This window comes from Paraburkholderia sp. BR14374 (assembly GCF_040948685.1).
Taxonomy (GTDB): domain Bacteria; phylum Pseudomonadota; class Gammaproteobacteria; order Burkholderiales; family Burkholderiaceae; genus Paraburkholderia; species Paraburkholderia youngii.
Window position 1 is genome coordinate 109,082 of sequence record NZ_JBFPKF010000006.1, and the last position, 24,121, is coordinate 133,202.

The 24,121-nt window shown below is 65.9% G+C and carries 26 protein-coding genes and 1 pseudogene; 11 read left to right on the top strand and 16 right to left on the bottom strand.

Features of this window, described 5'->3' with window-relative positions:
* Positions 1 to 58 precede the first annotated feature (58 nt).
* A pseudogene (locus AB3X86_RS16340) lies at positions 59 to 763 on the top strand (LysR substrate-binding domain-containing protein); the annotation flags it as partial.
* Between the two features lie 94 nt (positions 764 to 857).
* Here the strand turns inward: AB3X86_RS16340 and AB3X86_RS16345 are convergent.
* Positions 858 to 1,733 carry an aldo/keto reductase family oxidoreductase gene (locus tag AB3X86_RS16345; protein WP_368596753.1) on the bottom strand — a complete coding sequence of 292 codons (876 nt, stop codon included), beginning with the start codon at positions 1,731 to 1,733 and terminating at the stop codon, positions 858 to 860.
* A 107-nt stretch (positions 1,734 to 1,840) separates the two neighbouring features.
* Between AB3X86_RS16345 and AB3X86_RS16350 the strand changes: the two genes are divergently transcribed.
* The gene (locus AB3X86_RS16350; RefSeq protein WP_368596754.1) at positions 1,841 to 2,767 is read left to right on the top strand and encodes a LysR family transcriptional regulator; all 927 of its coding nucleotides are present in this window, start codon (positions 1,841 to 1,843) and stop codon (positions 2,765 to 2,767) included.
* Positions 2,768 to 2,806: 39 nt separating this feature from the next.
* Here the strand turns inward: AB3X86_RS16350 and AB3X86_RS16355 are convergent, their stop codons facing one another.
* Complete coding sequence (locus AB3X86_RS16355; protein ID WP_368596755.1) at positions 2,807 to 3,169, bottom strand: PleD family two-component system response regulator; 363 nt, start codon at positions 3,167 to 3,169, stop codon at positions 2,807 to 2,809.
* A gap of 217 nt (positions 3,170 to 3,386) precedes the next feature.
* Between AB3X86_RS16355 and AB3X86_RS16360 the strand changes: the two genes are divergently transcribed.
* The gene (locus tag AB3X86_RS16360; protein WP_368596756.1) at positions 3,387 to 4,595 is read left to right on the top strand and encodes a sensor histidine kinase; all 1,209 of its coding nucleotides are present in this window, start codon (positions 3,387 to 3,389) and stop codon (positions 4,593 to 4,595) included.
* Between the two features lie 13 nt (positions 4,596 to 4,608).
* Positions 4,609 to 5,106 (top strand): GNAT family N-acetyltransferase, encoded by a 498-nt coding sequence (locus AB3X86_RS16365; protein ID WP_368596757.1) that lies wholly within the window; start codon positions 4,609 to 4,611, stop codon positions 5,104 to 5,106.
* On the opposite strand, the gene AB3X86_RS16370 is transcribed toward AB3X86_RS16365, so the two are convergent.
* The 10 genes from AB3X86_RS16370 to AB3X86_RS16415 form a co-directional block, all read right to left on the bottom strand.
* On the bottom strand, positions 5,098 to 5,391 hold the full coding sequence (locus AB3X86_RS16370; RefSeq protein ID WP_368596984.1) for a hypothetical protein: 294 nt from the start codon (positions 5,389 to 5,391) through the stop codon (positions 5,098 to 5,100). The genes AB3X86_RS16365 and AB3X86_RS16370 overlap by 9 nt on opposite strands.
* A 2-nt stretch (positions 5,392 to 5,393) precedes the next feature.
* Positions 5,394 to 6,344, bottom strand: a complete 951-nt coding sequence (locus AB3X86_RS16375) for a hypothetical protein (RefSeq protein WP_368596985.1) — start codon at positions 6,342 to 6,344, stop codon at positions 5,394 to 5,396.
* Between the two features lie 272 nt (positions 6,345 to 6,616).
* Positions 6,617 to 7,195 (bottom strand): hypothetical protein, encoded by a 579-nt coding sequence (locus AB3X86_RS16380; protein ID WP_368596758.1) that lies wholly within the window; start codon positions 7,193 to 7,195, stop codon positions 6,617 to 6,619.
* Positions 7,196 to 7,450: 255 nt separating this feature from the next.
* A complete protein-coding gene (gene pcaF, locus AB3X86_RS16385; protein WP_368596759.1) occupies positions 7,451 to 8,653 on the bottom strand; it encodes a 3-oxoadipyl-CoA thiolase in 1,203 nt (400 codons plus the stop codon).
* A gap of 368 nt (positions 8,654 to 9,021) precedes the next feature.
* Positions 9,022 to 10,002, bottom strand: a complete 981-nt coding sequence (gene denD, locus AB3X86_RS16390; RefSeq protein ID WP_368596760.1) for a D-erythronate dehydrogenase — start codon at positions 10,000 to 10,002, stop codon at positions 9,022 to 9,024.
* Between the two features lie 33 nt (positions 10,003 to 10,035).
* A complete protein-coding gene (otnI, locus tag AB3X86_RS16395; RefSeq protein ID WP_368596761.1) occupies positions 10,036 to 10,833 on the bottom strand; it encodes a 2-oxo-tetronate isomerase in 798 nt (265 codons plus the stop codon).
* A gap of 61 nt (positions 10,834 to 10,894) precedes the next feature.
* Complete coding sequence (locus AB3X86_RS16400; RefSeq protein ID WP_176124678.1) at positions 10,895 to 11,557, bottom strand: aldolase; 663 nt, start codon at positions 11,555 to 11,557, stop codon at positions 10,895 to 10,897.
* Positions 11,554 to 12,867 carry a 3-oxo-tetronate kinase gene (otnK, locus tag AB3X86_RS16405; RefSeq protein WP_368596762.1) on the bottom strand — a complete coding sequence of 438 codons (1,314 nt, stop codon included), beginning with the start codon at positions 12,865 to 12,867 and terminating at the stop codon, positions 11,554 to 11,556. The genes AB3X86_RS16400 and otnK overlap by 4 nt, the downstream gene beginning before the upstream one ends.
* 15 nt (positions 12,868 to 12,882) lie before the next feature.
* Entirely contained in the window at positions 12,883 to 13,773 is an 891-nt protein-coding gene (gene ltnD / locus AB3X86_RS16410) for an L-threonate dehydrogenase (RefSeq protein ID WP_176124675.1), read from the bottom strand.
* A gap of 72 nt (positions 13,774 to 13,845) precedes the next feature.
* Positions 13,846 to 14,550 carry a FadR/GntR family transcriptional regulator gene (locus tag AB3X86_RS16415; protein WP_368596763.1) on the bottom strand — a complete coding sequence of 235 codons (705 nt, stop codon included), beginning with the start codon at positions 14,548 to 14,550 and terminating at the stop codon, positions 13,846 to 13,848.
* A 254-nt stretch (positions 14,551 to 14,804) separates the two neighbouring features.
* On the opposite strand from AB3X86_RS16415, the gene AB3X86_RS16420 reads away from it, so the two are divergent.
* Positions 14,805 to 15,629 (top strand): IclR family transcriptional regulator, encoded by an 825-nt coding sequence (locus tag AB3X86_RS16420; protein ID WP_368596764.1) that lies wholly within the window; start codon positions 14,805 to 14,807, stop codon positions 15,627 to 15,629.
* A 61-nt stretch (positions 15,630 to 15,690) separates the two neighbouring features.
* Here AB3X86_RS16420 and AB3X86_RS16425 read toward each other — a convergent pair whose 3' ends face one another.
* Positions 15,691 to 16,881, bottom strand: a complete 1,191-nt coding sequence (locus AB3X86_RS16425; protein WP_368596765.1) for a M20 aminoacylase family protein — start codon at positions 16,879 to 16,881, stop codon at positions 15,691 to 15,693.
* 111 nt (positions 16,882 to 16,992) lie between these two features.
* Between AB3X86_RS16425 and AB3X86_RS16430 the strand changes: the two genes are divergently transcribed.
* The gene (locus tag AB3X86_RS16430) at positions 16,993 to 17,901 is read left to right on the top strand and encodes a LysR family transcriptional regulator (RefSeq protein ID WP_368596766.1); all 909 of its coding nucleotides are present in this window, start codon (positions 16,993 to 16,995) and stop codon (positions 17,899 to 17,901) included.
* A gap of 15 nt (positions 17,902 to 17,916) precedes the next feature.
* Here the strand turns inward: AB3X86_RS16430 and phnN are convergent, their stop codons facing one another.
* The 3 genes from phnN to phnF are packed head-to-tail and all read right to left on the bottom strand — an operon-like array spanning position 17,917 to position 19,984.
* Positions 17,917 to 18,468: a phosphonate metabolism protein/1,5-bisphosphokinase (PRPP-forming) PhnN gene (phnN, locus tag AB3X86_RS16435; RefSeq protein WP_368596767.1), complete on the bottom strand. Its 552-nt coding sequence runs from the start codon at positions 18,466 to 18,468 to the stop codon at positions 17,917 to 17,919.
* Positions 18,465 to 19,229: a DUF1045 domain-containing protein gene (locus AB3X86_RS16440; RefSeq protein ID WP_368596768.1), complete on the bottom strand. Its 765-nt coding sequence runs from the start codon at positions 19,227 to 19,229 to the stop codon at positions 18,465 to 18,467. Before AB3X86_RS16440 ends, phnN begins: the two co-directional genes overlap by 4 nt.
* Entirely contained in the window at positions 19,226 to 19,984 is a 759-nt protein-coding gene (gene phnF / locus AB3X86_RS16445) for a phosphonate metabolism transcriptional regulator PhnF (RefSeq protein WP_176107743.1), read from the bottom strand. The genes AB3X86_RS16440 and phnF overlap by 4 nt, the downstream gene beginning before the upstream one ends.
* Positions 19,985 to 20,164: 180 nt before the next feature.
* Between phnF and phnG the strand changes: the two genes are divergently transcribed.
* Genes phnG through phnK form a run of 5 tightly spaced genes read left to right on the top strand, consistent with a single transcriptional unit; the run spans position 20,165 to position 24,114 of the window.
* Positions 20,165 to 20,671, top strand: coding sequence for a phosphonate C-P lyase system protein PhnG (gene phnG / locus AB3X86_RS16450; RefSeq protein ID WP_368596769.1), 507 nt, complete (start codon positions 20,165 to 20,167; stop codon positions 20,669 to 20,671).
* Positions 20,671 to 21,282: a phosphonate C-P lyase system protein PhnH gene (phnH, locus tag AB3X86_RS16455; protein WP_368596770.1), complete on the top strand. Its 612-nt coding sequence runs from the start codon at positions 20,671 to 20,673 to the stop codon at positions 21,280 to 21,282. Before phnG ends, phnH begins: the two co-directional genes overlap by 1 nt.
* Positions 21,282 to 22,418 (top strand): carbon-phosphorus lyase complex subunit PhnI, encoded by a 1,137-nt coding sequence (locus tag AB3X86_RS16460; RefSeq protein ID WP_368596771.1) that lies wholly within the window; start codon positions 21,282 to 21,284, stop codon positions 22,416 to 22,418. Before phnH ends, AB3X86_RS16460 begins: the two co-directional genes overlap by 1 nt.
* On the top strand, positions 22,415 to 23,347 hold the full coding sequence (locus AB3X86_RS16465) for an alpha-D-ribose 1-methylphosphonate 5-phosphate C-P-lyase PhnJ (protein ID WP_368596772.1): 933 nt from the start codon (positions 22,415 to 22,417) through the stop codon (positions 23,345 to 23,347). Before AB3X86_RS16460 ends, AB3X86_RS16465 begins: the two co-directional genes overlap by 4 nt.
* Positions 23,344 to 24,114: a phosphonate C-P lyase system protein PhnK gene (phnK, locus tag AB3X86_RS16470; RefSeq protein ID WP_368596773.1), complete on the top strand. Its 771-nt coding sequence runs from the start codon at positions 23,344 to 23,346 to the stop codon at positions 24,112 to 24,114. The genes AB3X86_RS16465 and phnK overlap by 4 nt, the downstream gene beginning before the upstream one ends.
* Positions 24,115 to 24,121 lie beyond the last annotated feature (7 nt).

Below are 24,121 nucleotides of genomic sequence, written 5' to 3' on the forward strand. Positions count from 1 at the left end.
GGCGTGCAATCGCTCCGTGCGTCCGGCGCGCGCTTCACGATACGCGCCGCCCTTTGACGGCGAGCGACTGTTGAACAGCGTCGCTCCGCGCTTCATTGAGATCGAGGAAGAACTCGCCGCGCTGGGCGAGCCGCGCGACAAACCCGCGGGCACGATCCGCATCACGACCGACGAGCATGCGGCGAACACGATCCTGCAGCCGAAGCTCGCGCAACTGCTGCCGGAGTACCCAGACATCAAGGTGGAAGTCGTCATCGATTTCGGGCTGACCGATATCGTCGCGCAACGCTACGACGTCGGCATCCGTCTCGGCGATCAGGTCGCGAAAGACATGATCGCGGTGCGCATCGCGCCGGACCTGCGCATGGCGGTGGTCGGCGCGCCCGGCTACTTCGCGAAGCACAAGCGCCCGCGAAAACCACAGGACCTGACCGAACACAACTGCATCAATCTGCGCCTGCCGACTTACGGCGGTCTGTTCGCGTGGGAGTTCGAGAAGGATGGACACGAACTGAAGGTGCGCGTCGAAGGTCAGCTCGTGTTCAATGGCACCGGACAGATGCTGAGCGCAGCGCTCGCCGGAGGCGGCCTCGCTTATGTGCCGGAAGATCTGGCGCGGCCGTATGTCGCCGCTGGGCAACTAAAGCAGGTCCTCAAGGATTGGTGCCCGACGTTTCAGGGCTATCACCTGTATTACCCGAGCCGCCGGCAATCGTCGAGAGCGCTCGTGGTGTTGATCGACGCGCTGCGGTATCGGCCGTAGGGCGCCGCCGTACCGTCAACGCAATTCGGGCGGGCGACGGCAGATCCCGACCGCCGTCGCCCGTTGCAAACAGCACATCGTGCAAAGCCGACCTTCAGCCCTTTTCAGCGCCGATCGCATCCAGTTGATCGAGCACCTCGTCGCTGAGCTTCAATTGCGCCGACTGCAGGTTTTCGCGCAGATGTGCCACCGAAGACGTGCCCGGAATCAGCAGAATGTTAGGCGCCCGATGCAGTAGCCAGGCAAGCGCGACCTGCATCGGTGTCGCCTCGAGCTTGCGCGCAAGCTCCGACAGCTCCGACGATTGAATCGGCGTAAAGCCACCCAGCGGAAAAAACGGCACGTAGGCAATGCCCTGCTGCGCGAGCGCATCGATCAATGCATCGTCGTCGCGATGCACGAGGTTGTAATGGTTCTGCACGCACACGACCTTCGTGATGCGCTGCGCTTCGGCAATCTGCGCGGCCGTCACGTTGCTCAGGCCGATATGACGCACGAGCCCGCGCTGCTGCAGTTCGGCGAGCGCCGTGACCTGCTTTTCGATCGAGCCCTCGCTCGGCTCGTGCACGTTGCCCATCACGCGCATGTTGACCACGTCGAGCGCATCGAGACCGAGGTTGAGAAGATTGTCGTGCACCCCGCGCTCGAGATCGGCGGGCTCCTGCGCCGGCAGCCAGGCACCGGCGCTGTCGCGCACCGCGCCGACCTTCGTGACGATCGTCAGATCGCGCGGGTACGGGTGCAGCGCCTCGCGGATCACCTGGTTGGCCACGTGCGGCCCGTAAAAATCGCTGGTATCGATGTGGTCGACGCCCGACGCGACCGCCTCGCGCAGCACCGCGAGCGCCGCGGCGCGGTCTTTCGGCGGCCCGAACACGCCGGGGCCGGCCAGCTGCATCGCGCCATAGCCCATGCGCCGCACCGCGCGGCCGGCTAGCACGAAGGTGTCGATGGAGCTGAAGTTCGGCATCACGATCTCCTTGTGAAGTGATGAGCGGCAGTATCGCCGGAATTGCGTTGTTGAATAAACGGGTCTAACTTGTACGGGTTGTTCAAAATTCTGCACAATCAATCGTCATGGAACTGAATGATCTGGCCGCCTTCGTGGCGGTTTGCCGCGCGGGCGGCTTTCGCGACGCGGCGCGCGTGAGCGGCGTGTCGGCGTCGAGTCTGAGCGTCGCGGTGCGGCGTCTGGAAACGAAACTCGGGCTGCGCCTGTTGAACCGCACCACGCGCAGCGTAGCGCCGACCGAAGCCGGGCTGCGTCTGATCGAGAAGCTGACGCCGCTGTTCGGCGAAATGGAAGCGGCGCTCGATGTGCTGAACGGCTTTCGCGACAAGCCGACCGGCACGCTGAAGCTCAACGTGCCGTCGAGCGTCGCGCGCATCGTGCTGCCCGACGTGCTCGCGCGCTTTTTGAAGCAGTACCCGGACATTCGCGTCGAGGTCGTCGTGGAGGATGGTTTCGTCGATGTGCTGTCGATCGGTTGCGATGCGGGCATTCGCTACGACGAGCGCCTCGAACAGGACATGATCGCGGTGCCGATCGGCGCACGCGTGCAGCGCTTCGCGACCGCCGCGTCGCCTGCGTATCTCGACGCGCACGGCCGTCCGGAGCATCCCAGCGAACTGCTCGCGCATGCCTGTCTGCGCGGCCAGTTCGCGAGCGGCGCGATGCCGACCTGGTACTTCGAGCGCAATGGCGAACTGCTGCAATTGAATCCGACCGGACCGCTGCTGGTGCGGCCTGGCGCCGCGATCGACCTCGCGGTCAGCGGCGCGGTCGCGGGTCTCGGCATCATTCACCTGTTCGAAGACATGCTGCGCCCGCATCTGGACAGCGGCGCGCTCGAAGCGATTCTCGAACCGTGGTGGCAGCGGTTTTCAGGGCCCTTCCTGTACTATCCGGGCCATCGTCATGTGCCCGCGCCGCTGCGCGCGTTCGTCGATTTCCTGAAGGCCGACTCAGCAGATATGCTGAACGACCACGTGGCACGCGCTTGACTTGCTCACATTACGGCAATCGCGCCGAATCGTGCCGTATCAACACCGTGGCGCGCAGAGTTGCGCGATCGTGGTCAGAAAGAGATCCGCGCCGATCGGCTTCAGCAAACATGCGCTGCAGTACTGCGCTTCGCTGTCCGACGGCGGCACCGCGGTATGGACCAGAATCGGTACGTTGACGGATAGCGGCATCGATTTCAAACGGCGGCACAACTCCGCGCCGTCCATGACCGGCATCATCCAGTCCGTAACGATCAGGTCGGGAACGTGAGCGACGACACAAGCGAGCGCTTCGGCGCCGTTGCTCGCGCAACTCACCTCATACCCTTCGCTTTCCAGAATCAGCCGCCATGCGGCCAGAATTTCCGGTTCGTCGTCCACCAGCAATATCGAATACATCATGGTTTGCTGACGAAACTTGCTTCTTTTGTCTGCTCAGAGTCTCGCAAGAGGTGTTCCACGCGCGGCAATTGCGCGGATAATGACCCGGGTCGCCGGCGCGCATCGGATGCCTGGCCGATTGCCTGCGCAAACAGGCATGGGGTGCCCGCGCCAAATCGAGGCGTTCGGAACTGTTCGCGTGTTTGTATGTTGTAGAAACTCCATTCCGCTATCCATCATGACCGACAGACGCGTGAGCCCGCTGCGCAACTTCGCCAACTTCATCCGTGCGGAACGGGGCCGTCTGACGCGGCAATGGATGGATGCCGTCGCCATCGACGCCGATCTCGTCGAAGCGGACAAGCTCACCTATCAACAGCTGGCCGACCATTTGCCGGAAATCCTCGACCAGCTGTGCATGGCGCTCGATGCGCAAGATCTCGAATGCGCCGAAACATCGATCGAGCGCGACGCGAAGAAGCACGGCTATGTCCGTTGGCAGCAAGGCTACCGGATCGAAGAGCTGGTGCGCGAATTGGACCTCTTTCAGCAGGTGCTCGTCGAAGCGCTCGAAGAATTCGTCGAACGCGACCGGACGTGCACGCGCCGTCACGAGAGCCGCGCGCGGCGTCTGCTCGCCGAAGCGTTCAGCGTGGTCAGGTATGCGTCGATCAAGGAAGTGGTCGGCGAGCGCGATCGCAAGATCGACGAATACACAAGCCGGCTCGAACGCGCGAATGACGAATTGACGCTCAAGCAACGGCTGGTCGGCGATCTGTATGACTCACGCATGCAGATCACGCGCAGCGTTGCGCACGATCTGCGCAATTTCCTCAACGCGTTTTCGGTCGCGCTGCAACTGATCGAGCGCGCGCCGTCGCAAGCCGATGCCGCGCTGACACTCGCGAACCGTCAGGCCGCCGACATGAAGCAACTGGTCGACCAGATGGTCGAGTACTCGGTCGTACTCGGCGACACGGCGACGCTCGTGTTCGAAGACGTCGATTTACGTGAACTTTTCGACGAACTCATCGCTTCCACGCAGCCGTCGGTCGACGCGAAAGGACTCGCGCTGCGCGGCGAGTTCGACGCGGCGCTGACGGTCGTCACGTCGAATCGGCTGAAGCTCAAGCAGATCGCGGTCAATCTGTTGTCCAACGCGATCAAGTACACGAAGTCGGGGCAAGTCGAATTCCGCTTCGCGATGCATGGCCCCGAACACTGGACGATTCGCGTGTCCGACACCGGCGTCGGCATTGCGCCCGCCGATGCGGAGCGCGTATTCGACGAGTTCGAGCGCGCGGCCAGCGAGGAAGTCCCGGGCGCGGGTCTCGGGCTCGCGATCGTCAAGGAGCTATGCCGCGTGCTCGATGGACAGATCGAGTTTGCGTCGCGCGAGGGCGTGGGGACCACGTTCGAGATCCGATTTCCGCTCCATGTTCAATGACCCGACCCATCGCATGATCCATCTGCATACTGCCCGCTTCCCCGAGCAGATCGAGGCTGTACGGGCCGTCTTCCGCGAGTACGCGGAGAGTCTCGGCTTCGATCTCTGCTTCCAGCAATTCGACGACGAACTCGCCAGCCTGCCGGGCAAATTCGCAGCGCCACGCGGCCGCGTGCTGCTCGCGAGCAACGGCACGGGCGACGATCCTGGCGAAATCGTCGGCTGTGTCGCGATGCGTCCAATCGACGACACGATCTGCGAAATGAAGCGCCTGTATGTGCGTCCGGCGGGACGCGGTCTGCATGTGGGGCGGCAACTCGCCACGTGTATCCTGGCGGCCGCGAAAGAAGCGGGCTATCGCCGCATGCGTCTCGACACGCTGCCCACTATGCAAGCGGCACTCGGGCTCTATGCATCGCTGGGCTTCGAGCCGATCGACGCTTACGTGTTCAATCCGATCCCCGGCGCGATTTTTCTGGAATGCGATCTGACGCGGCCGCGTTCAATGTAATCGCGGTGCAGGCCTGACCCAGCCTGCAGGTAGGCACTCGCTCATCGCGCCGTTCTGCTGTCTCAATCCACGCACGACCACCTCGGACGATTTGCCGTCACGCCGCGCGAGTTCGGCCAGATCGAGCAACGCGGCGTAGCGCGCGGAACAGTCTCTCGTCACGCTGGCGGCGGGATTCGCGCGACGGTCGTCGTTGGCGTCGCTGGTGTCGATGACTGCGTGGATTGCCAACAAGGCCGCCACGACGGTCGTCGCAATGGCAGCCGTTTTGCGGAGCGCGTCCATCGTCAAGCCCAATGCGCCGGCACCCACACGCGCCCGACCCAATGGCCCGGCACCCACACCGCCGCCCGCGGCGCGACGTACACGGGACGCGGCGCGACATAGACGGCCGGCGGCGGCACGTACACCACCGGCGGCGGCGGCACATAGGCCGGCAGTGGCGTCACCACGACTGGCTTCGGCGGCACGTACACGACCGGCGCGGGCACGACGACCGGCGGCGGGGGCGGCGGCGCGACCACCACCGGCTTCGGCGCGACGACCACGGTCGTGCCGGTCGTCGTCGTGGCACCGCCCGCGACCACCACGCCGCCTGTGACCACTGTACCGCTCGACGTCACCGTGTGACCCTGCGTGCCGGTCACGCTCGTCGATGTCGTCACGACGCCGGGCGCGACCCGCGTCGCGGTGCCGGAGTGGTAGACGCTGTTGTTGTCCGGCCCCGTCACCGTGCCCGAGCGCGCGCAAGTCGAACCCGCGCAATTGGCCGACGCCGAATGATTGACCGTATTGCCGTTCGACCCGGTGATCGAGCCCGACGACGAATACTGGCCCGGCGCGGTGCGCGTCACGTCGCCGGACGTCGTCGCCGTTTTGCCGTCGGGGCCAGTCATCGTGCCGGTGTGCGAGCAGGTACCGCCTGCGCAGTTGGTGTCGCCCGAGTGCTGCACCGTGTTGCCGTAGCGGCCCGTTGCGGTACCCGAGTTGGAGAACTGGCCGGGCGCCGTGCGCGTGACCGTGCCGGTGTTGCTCGCAAAGCCGCCATAGGGGCCAGCCACGCTACCCGCATGCGAACAGCTACCGCCGCCGCACGAGCCGTAGTGCGCGCCGTTATAGACGCCGCGCGACGTGTATGCGGTGCCATGACCCGACCACGCGAACGCCGATGCGCTGCCAAGCGCGAACACAGTGGCGGCGGCGCCGAACACCGCCTTGCGCAGCGCGCGTCGCGCCATGCTGCCGCAGAGCTTCTCGGAACCTGCGAATGAACGATTCTTCACGATATGTCCTTGCTGGATTCGGGCCACTTGCGTGATTGCAGCGTGGCGACGAACGGACTATAGAAGGACACACCGTGGAAATCATCAGGGAAGATATGTCGCGCTGTTTCACCGCGACTCAGGCCCGCCAGGCAAGGCTTTGCGGGCGTTCGTCGGACGGCGCGACATATTTCGACATAGTTTGCGAAACATTCCCGGCCGCTGGAATTGGCCGCGATCCCGGCCGCTCACTGGCCCACTGGCGTCACCTGCACGGCGGCGGCCGAAACGAACACCGCATGCAAGGTATCGCCGACCTTCACGTCGCTCAGGTCGACGTTGGGCGCGGCCTGGAACGTCTGTGTCTGATAGGCGCCGCGCAGCGTCACGAGGCCCTGTTTATGATCGATCTTCAGTACGGTCGCGAGCACCTCGGTTTGTCGAGCCGATTCGTAACCGCCCGATGCCGGCGCATAGCTCTGCTTGTCGGCTCGCTCGCGAATCCCCTTGCCCGCGCCGCTGACCTTTTCCGCCTTTGTGAGCAGCGCATTCTTGTAGAGCACGTCGACGCGATCGCCGATCTTCAGTTGATCGAAACCAGCGACCTGCTGACTGACGAGCACGATCGCGACGTTGCCGCCCGAGCCCTTCAGCGTCAGCGCGCGGTTGCCGGCATCGATGCCGACGATCTCGGCCGTCATATGCACCGGCTGCGCCGCGCTGAGCACCGCCTGGGCCGCGCTCGCCATGTCGTTCTGCGCGCGCGTCGGCTGGATTGTGGCCGCGGCCGCCAGCATCAACGCTGCGCCTATCGTCGTTGTCTTCATTCGCGTTCTCCTCGACAGGGGTTTCGATCCCGCGTGACGGTCACGATGAGCGCCGCGTATGACTTCGCGCTACGCAGTGATCGTGCCCGCCGCCATGAACTCCACATCCTCAGGACAACTACTGCAAACGATACGACGCGAACGATTGTACGCGCGAGGCAGCGCGCAAAAGCAAACAGCCCCATCGCGGGAACGATGGGGCTGTTACATGAACGGTCGCAAACCGCTTGCGATGTTCGTCGCGCTACACGTGCATCACACGCGCTCGATCGCGATCGCAATACCCTGGCCGACGCCGATACACATCGTGCACAGCGCGAAGCGGCCCTGCGTGCGTTGCAGCTGATACGTCGCGGTCGTCACCAGACGCGCGCCGCTCATGCCGAGCGGGTGGCCGAGCGCGATCGCGCCGCCGTTCGGGTTCACGCGGGGATCGTCGTCGGCGACGCCCAGCGCGCGCAGCACGGCGATGCCTTGCGAGGCGAACGCTTCGTTCAGCTCGATCACGTCGAACTGGTCGATCTTCATGCCCAGACGCGCGAGCAGCTTCTGCGTGGCCGGCGCCGGGCCGATGCCCATTACGCGCGGCTCCACGCCCGCCGTCGCCACGCCGAGCACGCGGGCGCGCGGCGTCAGGCCGAAGCGCTTCGCGGTTTCTTCGTTGGCGAGCAGCAACGCGGCCGCGCCGTCGTTCACGCCCGATGCGTTACCGGCCGTAACCGTGCCGTCCGGACGCACGACGCCCTTCAGCTTCGCGAGCGCTTCGAGGCTCGTTTCGCGCGGATGCTCGTCCTGCGTGACCGTGATCGGATCGCCCTTCTTCTGCGCGATCGTCACGCCGACGATTTCCTGCGCGAGCGTGCCATCGCGTTGCGCGCGCGCGGCCTTCTGCTGGCTGCGCAGCGCGAACGCGTCCTGGTCGGCGCGGCTGATATTGTAGTCGGTCGCGACGTTTTCGCCGGTTTCCGGCATCGAGTCGACGCCGTACAGCTTCTTCATCAGCGGGTTCACGAAACGCCAGCCGATCGTCGTGTCGTAGACCTCGTTCTGACGCGAGAACGCGCTAGTTGCCTTGGGCATCACGAACGGCGCGCGGCTCATGCTTTCGACGCCGCCGGCGATCATCAGCGCGGCTTCGCCCGACTTGATCGCGCGCGCGGCGATGCCGATCGCATCCATGCCCGAGCCGCACAGACGGTTGACCGTCGAGCCCGGCACGTCCTTCGGCAGACCCGCGAGCAGCAGCGACATGCGCGCGACGTTACGGTTGTCGTCACCGGCCTGGTTCGCGCAGCCGTAGATCACGTCGTCGATCGCGGTCCAGTCGACGTTCTTGTTGCGCTCCATCAGCGCCTTGAGCGGCACCGCGCCCAGGTCGTCGGCGCGCACCGATGACAGCGAACCCGCATAGCGGCCAATGGGGGTGCGAATCGCGTCGCACAGGAATGCTTCGGTCATGGGATGTCTCCAGTTGAGATGCTGCGTGCGCTGCGCCGCGCCGCGGCCGGCCTTGCACCGATGACGCCGGTTCGATGCCCCGAGGCATCGGCCCGGGGACCGACGGCCGCGCGCGGGAAGCTGCAAAACGGCAGCGGTGTGGCGGCCGATACGTCAAGGCAGCTTAGCGCAGGATCGTAAAAGGTGGGCTTGGGAGTGACGACCGATGCGGCTGTTGCGCCTTCCTTGCCCGCCCTTATGTTCTATATACGAACACAAGGTCATATATCGAACAAAACAGGCTCGATGATAGGCGCCGGCGCGAAAGCGTGTCAAGCACGGCCGCAGCCGTGCCAAACGACACCAGGGAATACGCGGAGGGGTGAATTTCAGCGAACTTCGATTCCTTCATCGGCGATGTAGCCGCGAATCACATCCGCGAAGTTGTGCTCGGCGACAAGCCCGAGCCGTTCGGCGCGCGATGTATCCCACGCGCCGGGCCAGCTGCCGACGATCTTCTCGATGCGCTCGTCCGGCTGCCGCACGATGCGGCTCGCGACCGCGTCGCCCGCGACCTCGCGCAGTGCCGCGATCATTTCGTCGACGCTGACCGACAGGCCCGGCAGATTCAGCACGCGCTGCTTGCCAAGCGCAGCGCCATCGAGTTCGAGGCCGGCAATCAGGCTGTCGATCGCCTTGCGCGGCGACAGCAGCCACAGCCGCGTCGAACCGGCGACCGGGCACACGGCCTCCTCGCCATTCAACGGCTCGCGAATGATGCCGCTCGCGAACGACGACGCCGCCGCATTCGGCCGCCCCGGCCGCACGCTGATGGTCGGCAGCCGCAGCACGCGGCCGTCGACGAAGCCGCGCCGCGAATAATCGTTGAGCAGCAGCTCGGCGATTGCCTTCTGCACGCCATACGACGACTGCGGATTCAGCGCGGTGTCGTCCTGTACGACCGTGGGCAGATCGCCACCGTAGACCGCGACCGAACTGGTGAACACGACGCGCGGCTGGTGCCCGCGCTGGCGGCAGACTTCGAGCAGCAGCCGCGACGCATCGAGATTGATGCGCATGCCGAGATCGAAGTCCGCCTCGGCCTGCCCGCTGACGATCGCAGCGAGATGAAAGATCGCCGAGGTCTGATCGTCGATCACGCGCTCGAGCACGCTGCGCTCCGCGATATCGCCGACATCGGCACGCACGCGCGCATCGCCGAAATCATGAGCGCGCACGACGTCGAGCAGCACCAGCCCGGTAATCGCTCGCGGTGTGCCGTGCGCATCTTTCAACTCGCCGCGTGCGAGCAGTTCGCGCGCGAGACGCTGGCCGAGAAAACCGGCGCCGCCGGTGATCAGTACTTTCATGGTTACGGGTCCGTCAGTGGTTGTCGGAGAGAGTCAGCGCCGGGCGAGATAAGGCTTCAGCCAGCCAAGCCCCGGCGAGGTCCCCGCGCGCGGCCGGTATTCGCAGCCGATGTAGCCGTCGTAGCCGAGCGCATCGATCAGATCGAACAGGTACGGGTAGTTCAGCTCGCCGATGTCGGGCTCGTGCCGCTCGGGCACACCCGCAACCTGGATGTGACCGATGCCGGCCATATCGCGCTTGAGCTTCATCGCGAGATCGCCCTCGACGATCTGGCAGTGATAGCAATCGAACTGCACCTTCAGATTCGGCGCGCCGACTTCGGCGCAGATCGCTTGCGCGTCGTCCTGTCGATTGAGGAAATAGCCGGGCATGTCGCGCGTATTGATCGGTTCGATGACGACCGTGATCTGTTCCGCTTGCGCGGCCCGCGCCGCATAGGCGAGGTTGTTCAAATACACGTCGCGCTGTGTTTTGCGCTGCGTTTCGCCCGCCTGAGCGCCGGCGATCAGCCCCGCCATCACATGCAGCTTGCGATTGCCGAGCACGCGCGCGTACTCGAGTGCCGTATCGATGCTGCGGCGGAACTCGTCCTCGCGCCCCGGCAGCGACGCAAGTCCGCGCTCGCCGCCGCTCCAGTCGCCCGGAGGCGCATTGAAGAGCGCCTGCGTAAGGCCGTGCGCGTCGAGCCGCGACTTCAGCTCGCCCGCGCGGAATTCGTAGGGAAACAGGTATTCGACCGCGTTGAAACCGTCGCGCGCGGCGGCGGCGAAGCGATCGAGGAACGCGTGCTCGTTGTACATCATCGACAGATTGGCGGCGAAGCGAGGCATGGCGACAGCTCCTTCAAGACAGTGCGATACGGTGCGTGGCGTACATCGGCAATGCGCGCTGCTACCAGCGCGCGCCGAACGCGGCACGGAGTTCTTCGATCGCGGCGGCGTCGAGCGGCGCGGGCCGCGGATTCGTCATCAGCCACAAGCGCGCGGTCTCCTCGAGTTCTTCGAGCGCATACGACGCGTGCGCGACCGAGCGCTCCCACACCACCGGCCCCAGACGTTCGAGCAGCACCGCCCGTACGCGGTCGGCCAGCGCGGCGATCCGCGCGGCCACTTGCGGGTCGCCCGGGCGTTGATAGCGAATCAACGGTACGTGGCCCACTTTCATCACGTAGTACGGCGTGATCGGCGGCAACACGTCCGCTTCGCTCCATACGCCCGCGAGCGTCAATGCGACCAGATGCGTCGAATGGGTATGGATGATGCCGCGCGCCTCGCCGTTGCGCGCATAGATACCGCGATGCAGCGCGAGCGTCTTCGACGGCTTGCCGCCCGACATCGCGTGGCCGTTTGCGTCGACCTTCGCGATATCGGCGGGATCGAGGCGGCCGAGACAGGCGTCGGTCGGTGTGATCAGCCAGCCATCGTCGAGCCGCGCGCTGATGTTGCCGGCGCTGCCGACCGTATAGCCGCGCTGATACAGACTCGCGCCGACCGCGCAGATTTCCTCGCGCACGCGCGCTTCGGCGGAGACCTGAAGTGCCGGTGCGCCGCTCATTGCGCGGCTCCGTCGAGATGACGCAGCGCCTTGTCGAAGAAGTCCGTAGCGCCGAAATTGCCGGACTTCAGCGCGAGTGCGAGCGGTTCCGCTTCGGTCGTCGCGGTGGCCGGCACGCCCGGATCGATCTGCGCGCCGATGCGCAGCATGCGCACGTCGAGCGCCTGCACGACCGCGCCCGAGGTCTCCCCGCCCGCGACGACGAACTTGCGCACGCCGCGCTCGCGCAGGCCGCGCGCGATCGATGCCAACGTCTTCTCGACCAGCTGCCCGGCCTCGTTGACGCCGAGTTCTCGCTGCACCGCCTGCACTTCGTCGGGCGATGCAGTCGCATAGATCAGCACCGGCTCGGCGTGCACGAAGCGCTGTTGCGCGAACTCGAGCGCTTCGCCGACGACGTCCTCGCCGCGCGCCGCCGCGAGCGGATCGATGCGGAACGCGGGCCGCGTCGCGCACCAGGCGGCGACCTGCGCGTTGGTCGCTTTCGACGCACTGCCCGCGAGCACCGCCGACAAACCTTCTACGCGCGGCAATTGCGCGGCATGGGTTTGCTCGCCGAGCAGGCCCGCGCGCCGGAAGTTGGCCGGCAAGCCGAGCGCGACGCCGGAGCCGCCGGTGATCAGCGCGAGGTCCGCGCAGGCCGCGCCGAGCGTGTGCAGATCGGCGTCGGACACCGCATCGGCAATCGCGATGCGCACACCGTCGGCCCGCAGCGCTTCGAATGCGGCGCGCACGGCCGTGTCGCCTTGCGCGACCCGGTCGTAACGCACGAGCCCGACCTTCGACTGCGTTTGCCGCTGCAGCACGCGCACGAGATTCGCGTCGCGCATCGGCGTCAGCGGATGGTTCTCCATGCCCGACTCATCGAGCAGCGCATCGCCGACGAACAGATGGCCGCGGAAAATCGTGCGGCCGTTCTCGGGAAACGCGGGACACGCGATCGTGAACGATGCGCGCTCGGCGAACTCGGCGGACAGCGCGTTCAGCAACGCATCGGTCACGGGGCCGATGTTGCCCGCATCGGTCGAATCGAAGGTCGAGCAGTACTTGAAGAAGAATTGCCGGCACCCCTGCGCGCGCAGCCAGGGGAGCGCGGCGAGCGATTGCGCGACCGCGTCGGCGGCGGGGATCGTGCGCGACTTCAGCGCGACGACGAGTGCGTCGGCGTCCAGCGCTTCGTTGGAGGTGGGCACGCCGATCGTCTGCACCGTGCGCATGCCGCCGCGCACGAGCATGTTGGCGAGATCGGTGGCGCCGGTGAAGTCGTCGGCGATGCAGCCGAGCAGCGCGGGTTTCGTTCGAGCCGTCATGAGCACTGTCCTCGCTTATCGCTTTGCCGGCAATTCGATGCCGGGAAAAATCTTCACGACCGCCGAGTCGTCCTCTCCGCCGTGGCCCGCCGTCGACGCCATCATGAACATCTGATGCGCGGCCGCCGACAGCGGCAGCGGAAACTTCGTGCGACGCGCGGTATCGAGCACGAGGCCCAGGTCCTTCACGAAGATATCGACCGCCGACAGCGGCGTGTAGTCGCCCGCGAGAATATGCGGAACGCGGTTCTCGAACATCCACGAATTGCCCGCGCTGTGCGTGATCACGTCGTATAGCGCGTCCGGATCGACGCCTTCGCGCAAGCCGAGCGCCATTGCCTCGGCGGCCACCGCGATATGCACGCCGGCCAGCAGCTGGTTGATGATCTTCACCTTCGAGCCCGCGCCATGCGCGGCGCCAAGCCGATACACGTTGCCGGCGATCGCGGCGAGCACGTCCTCGCATGCGGCGTAAGCGGCTGCGGGACCGGACGTCATCATCGTCATCTGGCCCGACGCGGCGCGCGCCGCGCCGCCCGACACCGGCGCATCGAGCATCTGCAGACCGGCCGCCTCGACGCGCTTGCCGAGATCGCTGGCGAATTCCGGCGCGACCGTGGCACTCGCGATCACGACGCCGCCCGGCTTCATCGCCGTGAGCGCGCCGTGCTCACCGAACAGCACGGCCTCGGTTTGCGCGGCATTGACGACCAGCGTAATCACGACCTCGCACTGCGCGCCGAGCTCCGCGGGCGTCGCACAGCCGACGCCGCCTTCAGCGACGAACGCCTGCAACACGTCGCGCCGCAAGTCGCACGCGTGGACCTTGAAGCCCGCGCGCAATAGCGAACGCGCGACGCCAAGCCCCATCGCTCCCAGACCGATGACACCGACATTTCTCGACATGCGTGACCTCTATGGATTGGTGCTGAATTGGTGCGTTCGCGCGCAGCGGGATCGCCGCGCGCCTTCCGCGCGTCAGGCGATGCCCGCCTCGGCAAGCCGCCGTGCCGCGTTGTACAGATGCGTCTGCGCGGCATTGCGCGCCGCCATCGGATCGCCGGCGCGAATCGCCGCGGCGATCGCCGCGTGCTCCTCGCGCACCTGCCGCGAGAAGTCCTCGCGCAGCGCCTCGTTGCGGCGCGTGACGACCGTGCCCGCTTCGAGATACTGATTGAGGAACGTCAGCGTCTTCAGGAAATACGGATTGCCCGTCGCAGCCGCGATCGCGCGATGAAACGCGACGTCTTCGGCGACGCCGTCTTCGCCATTGGCGACCGCGCGCTCGATCTGACCGAGCGCGGCGTCGATCGCGGCCATGTCGGCATCGCTGCGACGCATCGCGGCTTCGGACGCGACCTCCGCCTCGATCGCGCGGCGCAGCGCGAGGATCTGCACGACCGAGCCCGGCTCGACGGCTTCCGCGTAGTCGATCCGCAGCGGGCGGATCGTGCCGTGCCCGGCGACGAACACGCCACTGCCCTGGCGCGGTTCGACCACCCCCTCGTTCTTTAGCCGCGACAACGCCTCGCGAATCACCGTGCGGCTCACGCCGAACTGTTCCGCGAGCACGGCTTCGGTCGGCAGCTTGGCGCCGTGCGCGAAGGTGCCTTTGTCGATCTGCTTCAGCAGTTGCTGCGCGACGGTGTCGCTCAAAGCGCGCGAGGGAATCTTGTCGAACATGCGGATGGGTGGGGTGGGTCGGGTCGGGTGCCGCGAACTGGACAGGTTATCGGGTCATCATACAAATTTTGAGACGCGAATCGCATCCACGCAAACCCTGGATTTTTTGCACAAAATCGGCGCTATTTGGCGAAATAGAAGGCTTAAGCTATCGTCTCGCCTTTGCGCCGCAACGCAAAACGCAGCGCCGCATCGAAACGAAGGCGCCTCGCTTGCCTTGCGCGCGCACTCTTTTGCAACCACGATCAAGGTCCATGAGCAAAGCCCTGCCGCCGTCTTCCGTCGCACCCGCCAACGTCGAACCCGCCCCGGAGAAACCCGGCGACTCGTACGTGCAGTCGTTTGCGCGCGGCCTCGCGGTCATCCGCGCATTCGACGCGACGCGCCCCGAACAGACGCTCACCGACGTCGCCGCGGCGACCGGCCTCACGCGCGCCGGCGCGCGCCGGATTCTGCTGACGCTGCAAACGCTGGGCTACGTGGAAGCCGAGGGACGCCTGTTTCGTCTGACGCCGAAGATTCTCGACCTCGGCTTCGCGTACCTGACCTCGATGCCGTTCTGGAACCTCGCCGAACCGGTGATGGAAAGCCTGTCAGCGCAGGTGCACGAAAGCTGCTCGGCGGCGGTGCTCGATCGCACCGAGATCGTCTACGTGCTGCGCGTGCCGACTCACAAGATCATGACGATCAATCTGTCGATCGGCAGCCGCCTGCCTGCGTACTGCACGTCGATGGGCCGCGTGCTGCTCGCCTCGCTCGACGAGGAAACGCTCGACGCGACGCTGAACTCGTCGCCGCTCTACGCGCACACGCCGCGCACCGTCACCGACAAGGAAGAACTGAAGAAGGTGATCGAGCAAGTGCGTCGCCAGGGGTGGGCGATCGTCGATCAGGAACTCGAAGGCGGTTTGATTTCGCTATCCGCGCCGATTCGCAATCGCCAAGGCCGCGTGATCGCCGCGATGAACATCAGCGGCAACGCGCAGCGCAATTCGGCCAAACAGATGGTGAAGGCGTTTCTGGGACCGCTGCAGCAAGCCGCGCAGACGGTCTCGGAGATGGTCGCGCGGCGCGGCTGACGCACGCGGCTATCGGGGAACGCGCGCGTTTGCTGCGAGCCCCGGCATTTGCGCTTGTCGCTCACTGCGCGAGATAGCGCTCCACCAGCCGCGCCCAGAACGCCGCGCCGATCGGCAGACTGCGGTCGTTGAAGTCGTAGTGCGGGTTGTGCACCATGCAGCCGTCCTCGCCGACGCCGTTGCCGATGCGCAGAAACGTGCCCGGCCGCTTCTGCAGCATGAACGCGAAGTCCTCGCTGCCCATCAGGATGTCGGTCTGCTCGACTACCTTGTCGTCGCCGACCAGCTCGCGCGCGACCTGCACCGCGAAATCCGTTTCGGCGTCCGTATTGATGACGACCGGATAACCTTCGACGTACTCGACGCGCGCCTTGCCGCCATAGCTCGCCGCCTGCGACTCGGCCAGCTCGGTGATGCGCTTTTTCAGCAACTCACGCACCTCGGGGCTGAATGAGCGCACGCTCAGTTCGAGCCGCGCGCTGCTCGAAATCACGTTGTTCGCGGTGCCCGCGTGCATCGAGCCCACCGTCACCACGGCCGGCTGCGACGGATCGACGTTGCGCGCGACGATCGTCTGCAGCGCCATCACGATGCTCGCGGCGACCACGACCGGATCGACGGTCAGATGCGGACGCGCCGCATGGCCGCCGACGCCTTCGATCGTGATGGTCGCCTTGTCCCCCGCCGACATGAACGGCCCCTTGCGGAACAGCAGTGTGCCCGGCTCCGCGCCAGGATGATTGTGCAGGCCGAACACGGCGTCGCACGGGAAGCGCTCGAACAGGCCGTCGTTGATCATCTTCAAGGCGCCGCTGTCGATGCCGCTTTCCTCGGCCGGCTGGAAGTACAGATGCACGGTGCCCGAGAAATTACGCGTTGCCGCGAGACGTTGCGCGGCGCCGAGCAGGATCGTCGTGTGACCATCGTGGCCGCACGCGTGCATCTTGCCGTGGGTGCCGCTCGCGTACGGCAGGCCGGTCTGTTCGATGATCGGCAGCGCGTCCATGTCCGCGCGAATGCCGATGCTGCGCTTGCCGTCGCCTACCTTCATTGTGCCGACCACGCCGGTCTTGCCGACCCCGCGTGTGACCTGCCAGCCCCACTGTTCGAGTTTTTCCGCGACAAGCGCCGCGGTCCGCACTTCCTCGTACGCGAGTTCAGGATGGTGATGAATGTGATGGCGAATCTCGCGCAGGCTCGCGGCGGCGGGTTCCAGATCGGACACTTCGGTCAAACGCGGGGTCTGGTTCATCGTTTGCATCGCTCCAGTGAGTAGCCTCGCACTATATCCATGCCGTTTCGTTCGAATAAGATGCTATTTTTTTCGCCCTGATTAACGGCTCTTATATACGGGGTTACCCTGATGAAACTGCAGCAGTTGCAGGCCTTCGTCGCCGCTGCGCATCACCGCAGCCTGCGCGCCGCCGCGCGCGAGCTCGGCGTCACGCAGCCGGCCGTCACGCATACGATTCGCGAGCTGGAAAGCGCGCTCAATGCGGAACTGATGGTGCGCAGCGTGCGCGGCATCGAGCTGACCGCGTGCGGGCTCGCGCTGTTGCCGCGCGCCGAGCAGTTGCTGGGCGACATGCGCCGCACCGTCGAGGCCGTCGAGCAGGTGAAAGGAGAACTGGCCGGCAAGGTCAGCGTCGGCACGATGCCATCGCTCGCGCTGACGGTGCTGCCGCATGCGGTGTCGAGCTTTCGCGAGAAGATGCCGCTCGTGAGTCTGCATCTGGAGGAAGTGACGGTGCCCGATGCGCTCGCGCGTCTGCGCAATGGCACACTCGATCTCGCGGCAATCCATCACGTTCAGGCACTGGATAACGATCTGGTGCAGGTGCCGCTGTACTCGACGCAGTTCGTCGTCACGATGCGCTCCGGGCATCCGCTCGCGAACGTCACGCGTCTGTCCGAGCTGCTCGACGCCGAGTGGATCGTCACGGTCGGCGCCGATCACTTCCCGCACAGCGTGATGATGGCGATGTTCAGCGGGCATGGTCTGCCGCTGCCGAAGCGGCTGCTGCGCGCGCCGTCGTCGTTTGCGGTGACGCTCGGGCTCGTATCGCAGACCGACGTGATCAGCTGCTTCACGCGGCCGCTCGCGCAGCGGGTCGCGCCGCTCGGCATTCGCGTCGCGCAGATCGAAGACGCGCTGCCGAACTACGATCTGAGCATCATCTCGCGACGCGATCTGCTGCCGACGCCGGCGGTACAGCAGTTCGTCGCGTGTTTGCGGCAGGTCACGCGGGAACGGATGGCGGCCGTGCAATAAGGCCGCGTGACTGCGTTACGCGCTCACCCGCTCCTTGAGCACTGTGATCAACTCGTGCCCCGCTTCTTCGAGCGTGCCGGAGTTGTCGATCGTCGTGCAGCGCACGCCGGCCGGCAACGCAAACGGCGCGCGCCGCGCGAGCCGCGCCGCGACCTGCTCCGACGATTCGCGCGCCCGCGCGTCGAGCCGCGCTTCAAGAATATGCGGCGCGGCGCTCACGTGCACCACTTCCGCGCGTGGATAGCGCGCGAGCGCATGCTGCAGGTACTGCCGCGAGCCATTGACGACCACCGTGCAGCCACGCGCGAGCCACGCATCGAGTTCGATGCCGATGCCATAGCGCAGCGAATGGCTCGACCATTCCAGCGCGAATAGGCCCAGCACCGAGCGCGCGGCGAACTCCTCGACGCTCAGTGCGACATGCACTTCCCCATTGCCGCTCGGCCGCGTGATGTAACGATGCGCGAACACGACCGGCTCGCCGGCGAGCCGCATGCGCGCGAATTGCAGCAGCGAATCCTTGCCCGCGCCCGACGGCCCCATCACATAGATCAAACGCCCGTTCATTGGCTGCTCACCTCGTCTTGCTGCTCGTCCTTGCGATCGCCGTGTCTCGCGCCGTCGCTGAACGGCAGTGGCTGCCACAGCACGAACGGCTCGCCCGCCGCCGGCTCGACGAACAACGCGGCCTGATCGACCGCGAGCGGCCCCAGCGCGGGCGTCCGCTCACGCCACCATGCGAGCAGCGTCGCGCGCTCGTCGGGATCGGCGAGCGAACTGGACAGCGTCATATGAAAACGGAACTCGTCGAACACGTACGGATAGCCCCATTGCAGCAGCAACGCACGTTGGCGTTCGGTGAGCGGTGCGGCGAGCCGGCGCTCGAGATCGGCCGCAGACGGCCGCGCGCGCAGCCCGTCTAGCAACTCCAGCGCGTTCGACGCAAGCTCGCGAATGCGCGTCTCGCCATCTGCATCGGCCGGTCGCAATGCGACGAAGTCGCCCAACGTGGCCGCTTCCACCGGCAACGCGAACGGCTGCCGCCCTAGCGCCCACGCCCGCGCAGCCGCGAGCACGTCGTGCTGCGTGACACCGGCGCCGAGCCGGAACGGGGCGACTAGCGTGCCATGCCAGCCATAGCGGCGCGGCGAGTCGGTCAACGCGGCGAGCGGGCGTGTCAGGCCAGGCGGCTGCGGCTGCGCGCAGCGTTCGCCGCTTTGCGCATCGCGGCCGAGCCATGTCGAACCCGCCTGCCACCACGCCGATTCACATGACGGCGCGTAGTACAGCGCAAAGCGCGCTTCGGCACTCCATGCGGGGCCGCTCACAGGTCATGCTCCACGAGCAGTTGCACACGGTCGGCCGCAAAATGCGTGAAGCCGTATTTGACCGGCGTGCCTTGCAAATCGACGTCGACGTTCTCGACCCACAGCACCGGCTGCTGACGGTTGATGTTGAGCCGCCGCGCGACCTCCGGCTCGGGCAGCACGCTGCCGATGCGGCTCCACTTGCGCAGATAATCGTCCACGCCGAATTCGGCCAGCGCCTTCGTCGTGCCGCCGAGGCGTTGCACGACCTCCGGCAGCTCCGGAAAACGCGCGGCCGGATACCAGCTGCGCGCGAACGTAAGCGGCACGCCGTCGGACTCGTTCAGCGATTCGATCCGATAGACCGCCGCGCCCGCGCGCAGACCCAACGCCTTCGCGACGCTGGGCTCGGCTTTCACGCGCGCGCCCGACAGCATCGTGCCGCCTGGCGAGTGATGTTGTTGACGCAGGTTCTCGGTGAAACGCGTACGGCGGCCGATCGAATAGTCGATCGCGCCGGGCTGCACGAACGTGCCGCGCCCCTGCTCCACACTGACGAGGCCGAGCGCTGCGAGGCCGAGCATCGCGCGACGCACCGTGTGACGGTTGACGTCGAAGCGCTTCGCCAGCTCGCCCTCGCTCGGCAACCGCCCTTCTTCCCCAAACCCGCTTGCCGCGATCTCGGCGGCGAGAATCTGTTCGATCTGTCTCCAGACGGCCACGCCCGCGCCGCGTTCGAGCATCGTGGCCGGCGCCGCGCTGTCGTTCGATGTCATGGTGCTGTCATTCCCTTCGGTTCAAATGATCGCCATGACGTGCATTGTAGTGCGCAAGCCGTGATGGAAATATGAAACGTCCGCCGCGCACGACAGTCCAGACAACCACGCCTGTAAACGTCTAGACGTTTAGATGAATAGATGCTCCAATGTCCACTCGCTGGATCGACAGGAAATCCGATGAGCCCGAGTTCCGTTCCGCCCTCTGCGCCGTTGCCCGCCGTGTCTTCGGCGGCGCGGCGCGCCTGGATGGCCGTGCTGGCCCGCACGCCGCGCGCCGACCTAGAAGCCGCGCTGCAGCGCGCGCTGCAAGGCCAACCTGCCCCCGCCTACGACTGGCTGCGCCCCCCTGAAATCGGCCTCGCGATGGTGCGCGGGCGCATCGGCGGCAGCGGCGATCCGTTCAATCTCGGCGAAGCGACGGTCACACGCGCCACGCTGCGCCTTCATACCAGCGGCGACGCCGAGGCCACCGTCGGCGTGGCCTGCCACTTGGGACGCGACCGCCGGCGCGCCGAACTTGCCGCGCTCGCCGATGCCTTGCTGCAGATGCCTGAGCATCGCGACAGCCTGCATCGTCAATTGATCGAGCCGTTCGCTGCGCAACAGAAGGCACGGCGCGCGCAACAGCAGCAGGACGCCGCGGCGACGCGCGTCGAATTCTTCACGATGGTGCGAGGCGACTGATGGAGCATTCACCGATTGCGTTGTCCACGCTGACGCCGGGTTTCGTGGACCCGGTCCACGCTACCCAGGCCGTGTTTCGCACGCTGCTCGACGCGTTGTCGCGCCCCGGCACGATCGGGGTGATTCGTGACGTGCTGCCCGAGTTGCGCAACACGCCGGTCGAACCCGCTGCATTCGCTGCGCTGCTGACGCTCTGCGACTACGCGACTCCGGTTTGGCTCGCGCAGCCTGATACCGCGCTCGCGTCGGCGTTGCGTTTTCACACCGGCGCGCCGCTCGTCGATGCGCCCGGCGACGCCGCATTCGTCTATCTGCACGACGCCGACGCGTTGCCGTCGCTCGAAAGCTTCGCACCCGGCAGCGCCGAGTCGCCCGAGCAATCGGCCACGCTGCTGATCCGCGTCGACGCGCTGACGGGCGGCGCACCGGTCACGCTGAGGGGCCCTGGCATTCTGGAGACCCAAACGATTTCGCCGGTTGGTCTTCCCCCACGGTTCTGGCAAGAGCGCGCGATGCTCGCGCCGCTGTTTCCGTGCGGCATCGACTGTTATCTGGTTTGCGGCCCGCGCGTGATCGGCCTGCCGCGCACAACCGAAGCGAAGGTGAACTGATGTACGTTGCCGTCAAAGGTGGAGAACGCGCGATCGAAGCGTCGTGGCGCCTGCTCGACAAAGCGCGCCGCGGCGATACGCAGATCGCCGAACTGAGCGTCGCGCAGATTCGCGAGCAGTTGCGGCTCGCGGTCGCGCGCGTGATGACCGAAGGCTCGGTCTACGACGAGGAGCTTGCCGCGCTCGCAATCAAGCAGGCGGCCGGCGATCTGGTCGAAGCGATCTTCCTGCTGCGCGCATATCGCACCACGTTGCCGCGCTTCGGCTATACGCGCGCCATCGATACCGAATCGATGCGGGTCGAGCGGCGCATCTCGGCGACCTTCAAGGACTTGCCCGGTGGCCAGTTGCTCGGCGCGACCTACGACTACACGCAGCGCCTGCTCGATTTCGCGTTGCTCGCCGATGGCGACGACGCGCGGCAGCACGTGACGCAAGGCAAGGCGCCGGTTTCGCAAGAACCGCCCGCGCCGGAAGCGATGCCGCGCGTCGTGTCGCTGCTCGACAAGGAAGGCCTGATCGAACAGGAACGCCCGACACCCGATGGCGCGGAACCCGGCGATCTGTCGCGCGAACCGCTCGCGTTTCCAGCGAGCCGCGCGACGCGTCTGCAGAACCTCGCGCGCGGCGACGAAGGCTTTCTGCTCGCAATGGGCTATGCGACACAACGCGGCTACGCGCACTCGCATCCGTTCGCGGGCGAGATCCGTTTCGGTACGATCGCGGTCGAAATGGACCTCGACGAACTCGGCGAAGCGGTCGACATCGGCGATATCGACATCACCGAATGCCAGATGATCAACCAGTTCGCGGGCAGCAGCGCGGTGCCGCCGACCTTCACGCAGGGCTACGGTCTCGCGTTCGGCCACTCGGAGCGCAAGGCGATGGCGATGGCGCTGGTCGATCGCGCGCTTCGTGCCGAAGAACTCGGCGAGACGCTCTCGTCGCCGACGCAGGACATCGAATTCATGCTGTCGCATAGCGATAACGTCGAGGCGTCGGGCTTCGTGCAGCACCTGAAGCTGCCGCACTACGTCGACTTCCAGGCGGAGCTGGAACTGGTGCGGCGCTTGCGCGCGCAGCATCACGGCAACGATGAATCAGGCCACGCCACCGACAAGGAGCAAGCAGCATGAACGCGCCCGACACCGCTGTTGCAAACACCTCATACGACAGCGCCGCGCACGGCTATAACTTCGCGTATCTCGACGAGCAGACCAAACGCATGCTGCGCCGCGCGTTGCTGAAGGCAGTCGCCGTGCCGGGCTACCAGGTGCCGTTCGCATCACGAGAAATGCCTCTGCCGTATGGCTGGGGCACCGGCGGCATCCAGGTTACCGCCGCGATCATCGGCAAGACGGACACGCTGAAGGTCATCGATCAGGGTTCCGACGAAACCACCAACGCCGTCAACATTCGCCGCTTCTTCGCGCGCACCACGGGTGTGGCGACCACCCGGCACACCAGCGAGGCGACGATCATCCAGACGCGGCACCGGATTCCGGAAACGCCGCTAACCGAACGCCAGATCCTCGTCTACCAGGTGCCGATGCCCGAGCCGCTGTTCCGGCTCGAACCGCGCGTCGCCGAATGCAAGAAGCTGCATGCGCTCGCCGATTACGGGCTGATCAGCGTGAAGCTGTACGAGGACATCGTGCACCACGGCAGCATCGCAACCACGTACGACTACCCGGTGATCGTCAATCATCGCTATCTGACATCGCCGTCGCCGATCCCGAAGTTCGACAATCCGAAGATGCATATGAACGCCGCGCTGCAACTGTTCGGCGCGGGCCGCGAGCGCCGCATTCACGCGATTCCGCCTTATACGCCGGTGCGCAGTCTCGACTTCGACGATCATCCGTTCGAGGTGCAGAAGTGGCAGCACGCGTGCGCGTTGTGCGGATCGAAGGAAAGCTTTCTCGACGAGATGATCGTCGACGACGCCGGCACGCGCATGTTCGTGTGCTCGGATAGCGACTACTGTCACGAGCGGCGCGGCGACGGCGACATCGAACCGCAAGCACCGCTGCCCCAGACCACGCGCGAAGGAGAATCCGCATGACGCCGCTTCTGAGCGCCCGCGCGCTCACCAAACAATACGGCGGCAGCAACGGATGCCGCAACGTGAGCTTCGATCTGTATCCGGGCGAGGTGCTGTGCATCGTCGGCGAATCGGGCTCGGGCAAGACCACGCTGCTCAACACGCTGGCGCTGAAGACCGAGGCCGATAGCGGCTCGTTGCACTACACCGCATCGCACGGCGACCTGCTCGATCTGCGCGCGCTGTCGGAGCCGCGCCGACGTCTGCTGATGCGCACCGAATGGGGCTTCGTGCAGCAGAATCCGCGCGACGGCCTGCGCAGCGGCGTCTCGGCCGGCGCCAACATCGGCGAGCCATTGATGGCTGTCGGCGCGCGACACTACGGCGAGATTCGCCGCACGGCCACGCAATGGATGGAGCGCGTCGAACTCGACCCAGCGCGCATCGACGAATTCCCCGCGGCGTTTTCGGGCGGTATGCAGCAACGTCTGCAGATTGCGCGCAATCTCGTCACCGGTCCGCGTCTGGTGTTCATGGACGAACCGACCGCCGGTCTCGACGTGTCCGTGCAGGCGCGTCTGCTCGATCTGCTGCGCACGCTGACGTCGACGCTGCATCTGTCGGTGCTGATCGTCACGCACGATATCGGCGTCGCGCGTCTGCTCGCACATAGGCTGATGGTGATGCAGGCAGGCGAAGTCGTCGAAGCGGGTCTGACCGATCAGGTGCTCGACGATCCGCAGCACCCTTATACGCAAACGCTGGTTTCCTCGGTTCTGCCGGTTTGAGGCTCAC

Excerpts from the sequence above, each read along its gene's own strand:
- AB3X86_RS16415 (WP_368596763.1), bottom strand. The coding sequence starts at position 14,550 with ATGTTCGACAAGATTCCCTCGCGCGCTTTGAGCGACACCGTCGCGCAG.
- pcaF (WP_368596759.1), bottom strand. The coding sequence starts at position 8,653 with ATGACCGAAGCATTCCTGTGCGACGCGATTCGCACCCCCATTGGCCGC.
- phnH (WP_368596770.1), top strand. The coding sequence starts at position 20,671 with ATGGAGCATTCACCGATTGCGTTGTCCACGCTGACGCCGGGTTTCGTG.
- AB3X86_RS16345 (WP_368596753.1), bottom strand. The coding sequence starts at position 1,733 with ATGCCGAACTTCAGCTCCATCGACACCTTCGTGCTAGCCGGCCGCGCG.
- AB3X86_RS16420 (WP_368596764.1), top strand. The coding sequence starts at position 14,805 with ATGAGCAAAGCCCTGCCGCCGTCTTCCGTCGCACCCGCCAACGTCGAA.
- AB3X86_RS16430 (WP_368596766.1), top strand. The coding sequence starts at position 16,993 with ATGAAACTGCAGCAGTTGCAGGCCTTCGTCGCCGCTGCGCATCACCGC.
- AB3X86_RS16460 (WP_368596771.1), top strand. The coding sequence starts at position 21,282 with ATGTACGTTGCCGTCAAAGGTGGAGAACGCGCGATCGAAGCGTCGTGG.
- AB3X86_RS16465 (WP_368596772.1), top strand. The coding sequence starts at position 22,415 with ATGAACGCGCCCGACACCGCTGTTGCAAACACCTCATACGACAGCGCC.
- AB3X86_RS16380 (WP_368596758.1), bottom strand. The coding sequence starts at position 7,195 with ATGAAGACAACGACGATAGGCGCAGCGTTGATGCTGGCGGCCGCGGCC.
- AB3X86_RS16400 (WP_176124678.1), bottom strand. The coding sequence starts at position 11,557 with ATGAGCGGCGCACCGGCACTTCAGGTCTCCGCCGAAGCGCGCGTGCGC.
- AB3X86_RS16350 (WP_368596754.1), top strand. The coding sequence starts at position 1,841 with ATGGAACTGAATGATCTGGCCGCCTTCGTGGCGGTTTGCCGCGCGGGC.
- phnK (WP_368596773.1), top strand. The coding sequence starts at position 23,344 with ATGACGCCGCTTCTGAGCGCCCGCGCGCTCACCAAACAATACGGCGGC.
- AB3X86_RS16375 (WP_368596985.1), bottom strand. The coding sequence starts at position 6,344 with ATGGCGCGACGCGCGCTGCGCAAGGCGGTGTTCGGCGCCGCCGCCACT.
- AB3X86_RS16360 (WP_368596756.1), top strand. The coding sequence starts at position 3,387 with ATGACCGACAGACGCGTGAGCCCGCTGCGCAACTTCGCCAACTTCATC.
- phnN (WP_368596767.1), bottom strand. The coding sequence starts at position 18,468 with ATGAACGGGCGTTTGATCTATGTGATGGGGCCGTCGGGCGCGGGCAAG.
- AB3X86_RS16365 (WP_368596757.1), top strand. The coding sequence starts at position 4,609 with ATGATCCATCTGCATACTGCCCGCTTCCCCGAGCAGATCGAGGCTGTA.
- ltnD (WP_176124675.1), bottom strand. The coding sequence starts at position 13,773 with ATGTCGAGAAATGTCGGTGTCATCGGTCTGGGAGCGATGGGGCTTGGC.
- phnF (WP_176107743.1), bottom strand. The coding sequence starts at position 19,984 with ATGACATCGAACGACAGCGCGGCGCCGGCCACGATGCTCGAACGCGGC.
- otnK (WP_368596762.1), bottom strand. The coding sequence starts at position 12,867 with ATGACGGCTCGAACGAAACCCGCGCTGCTCGGCTGCATCGCCGACGAC.
- denD (WP_368596760.1), bottom strand. The coding sequence starts at position 10,002 with ATGAAAGTACTGATCACCGGCGGCGCCGGTTTTCTCGGCCAGCGTCTC.
- AB3X86_RS16425 (WP_368596765.1), bottom strand. The coding sequence starts at position 16,881 with ATGAACCAGACCCCGCGTTTGACCGAAGTGTCCGATCTGGAACCCGCC.
- phnG (WP_368596769.1), top strand. The coding sequence starts at position 20,165 with ATGAGCCCGAGTTCCGTTCCGCCCTCTGCGCCGTTGCCCGCCGTGTCT.
- otnI (WP_368596761.1), bottom strand. The coding sequence starts at position 10,833 with ATGCCTCGCTTCGCCGCCAATCTGTCGATGATGTACAACGAGCACGCG.
- AB3X86_RS16370 (WP_368596984.1), bottom strand. The coding sequence starts at position 5,391 with ATGGACGCGCTCCGCAAAACGGCTGCCATTGCGACGACCGTCGTGGCG.
- AB3X86_RS16355 (WP_368596755.1), bottom strand. The coding sequence starts at position 3,169 with ATGATGTATTCGATATTGCTGGTGGACGACGAACCGGAAATTCTGGCC.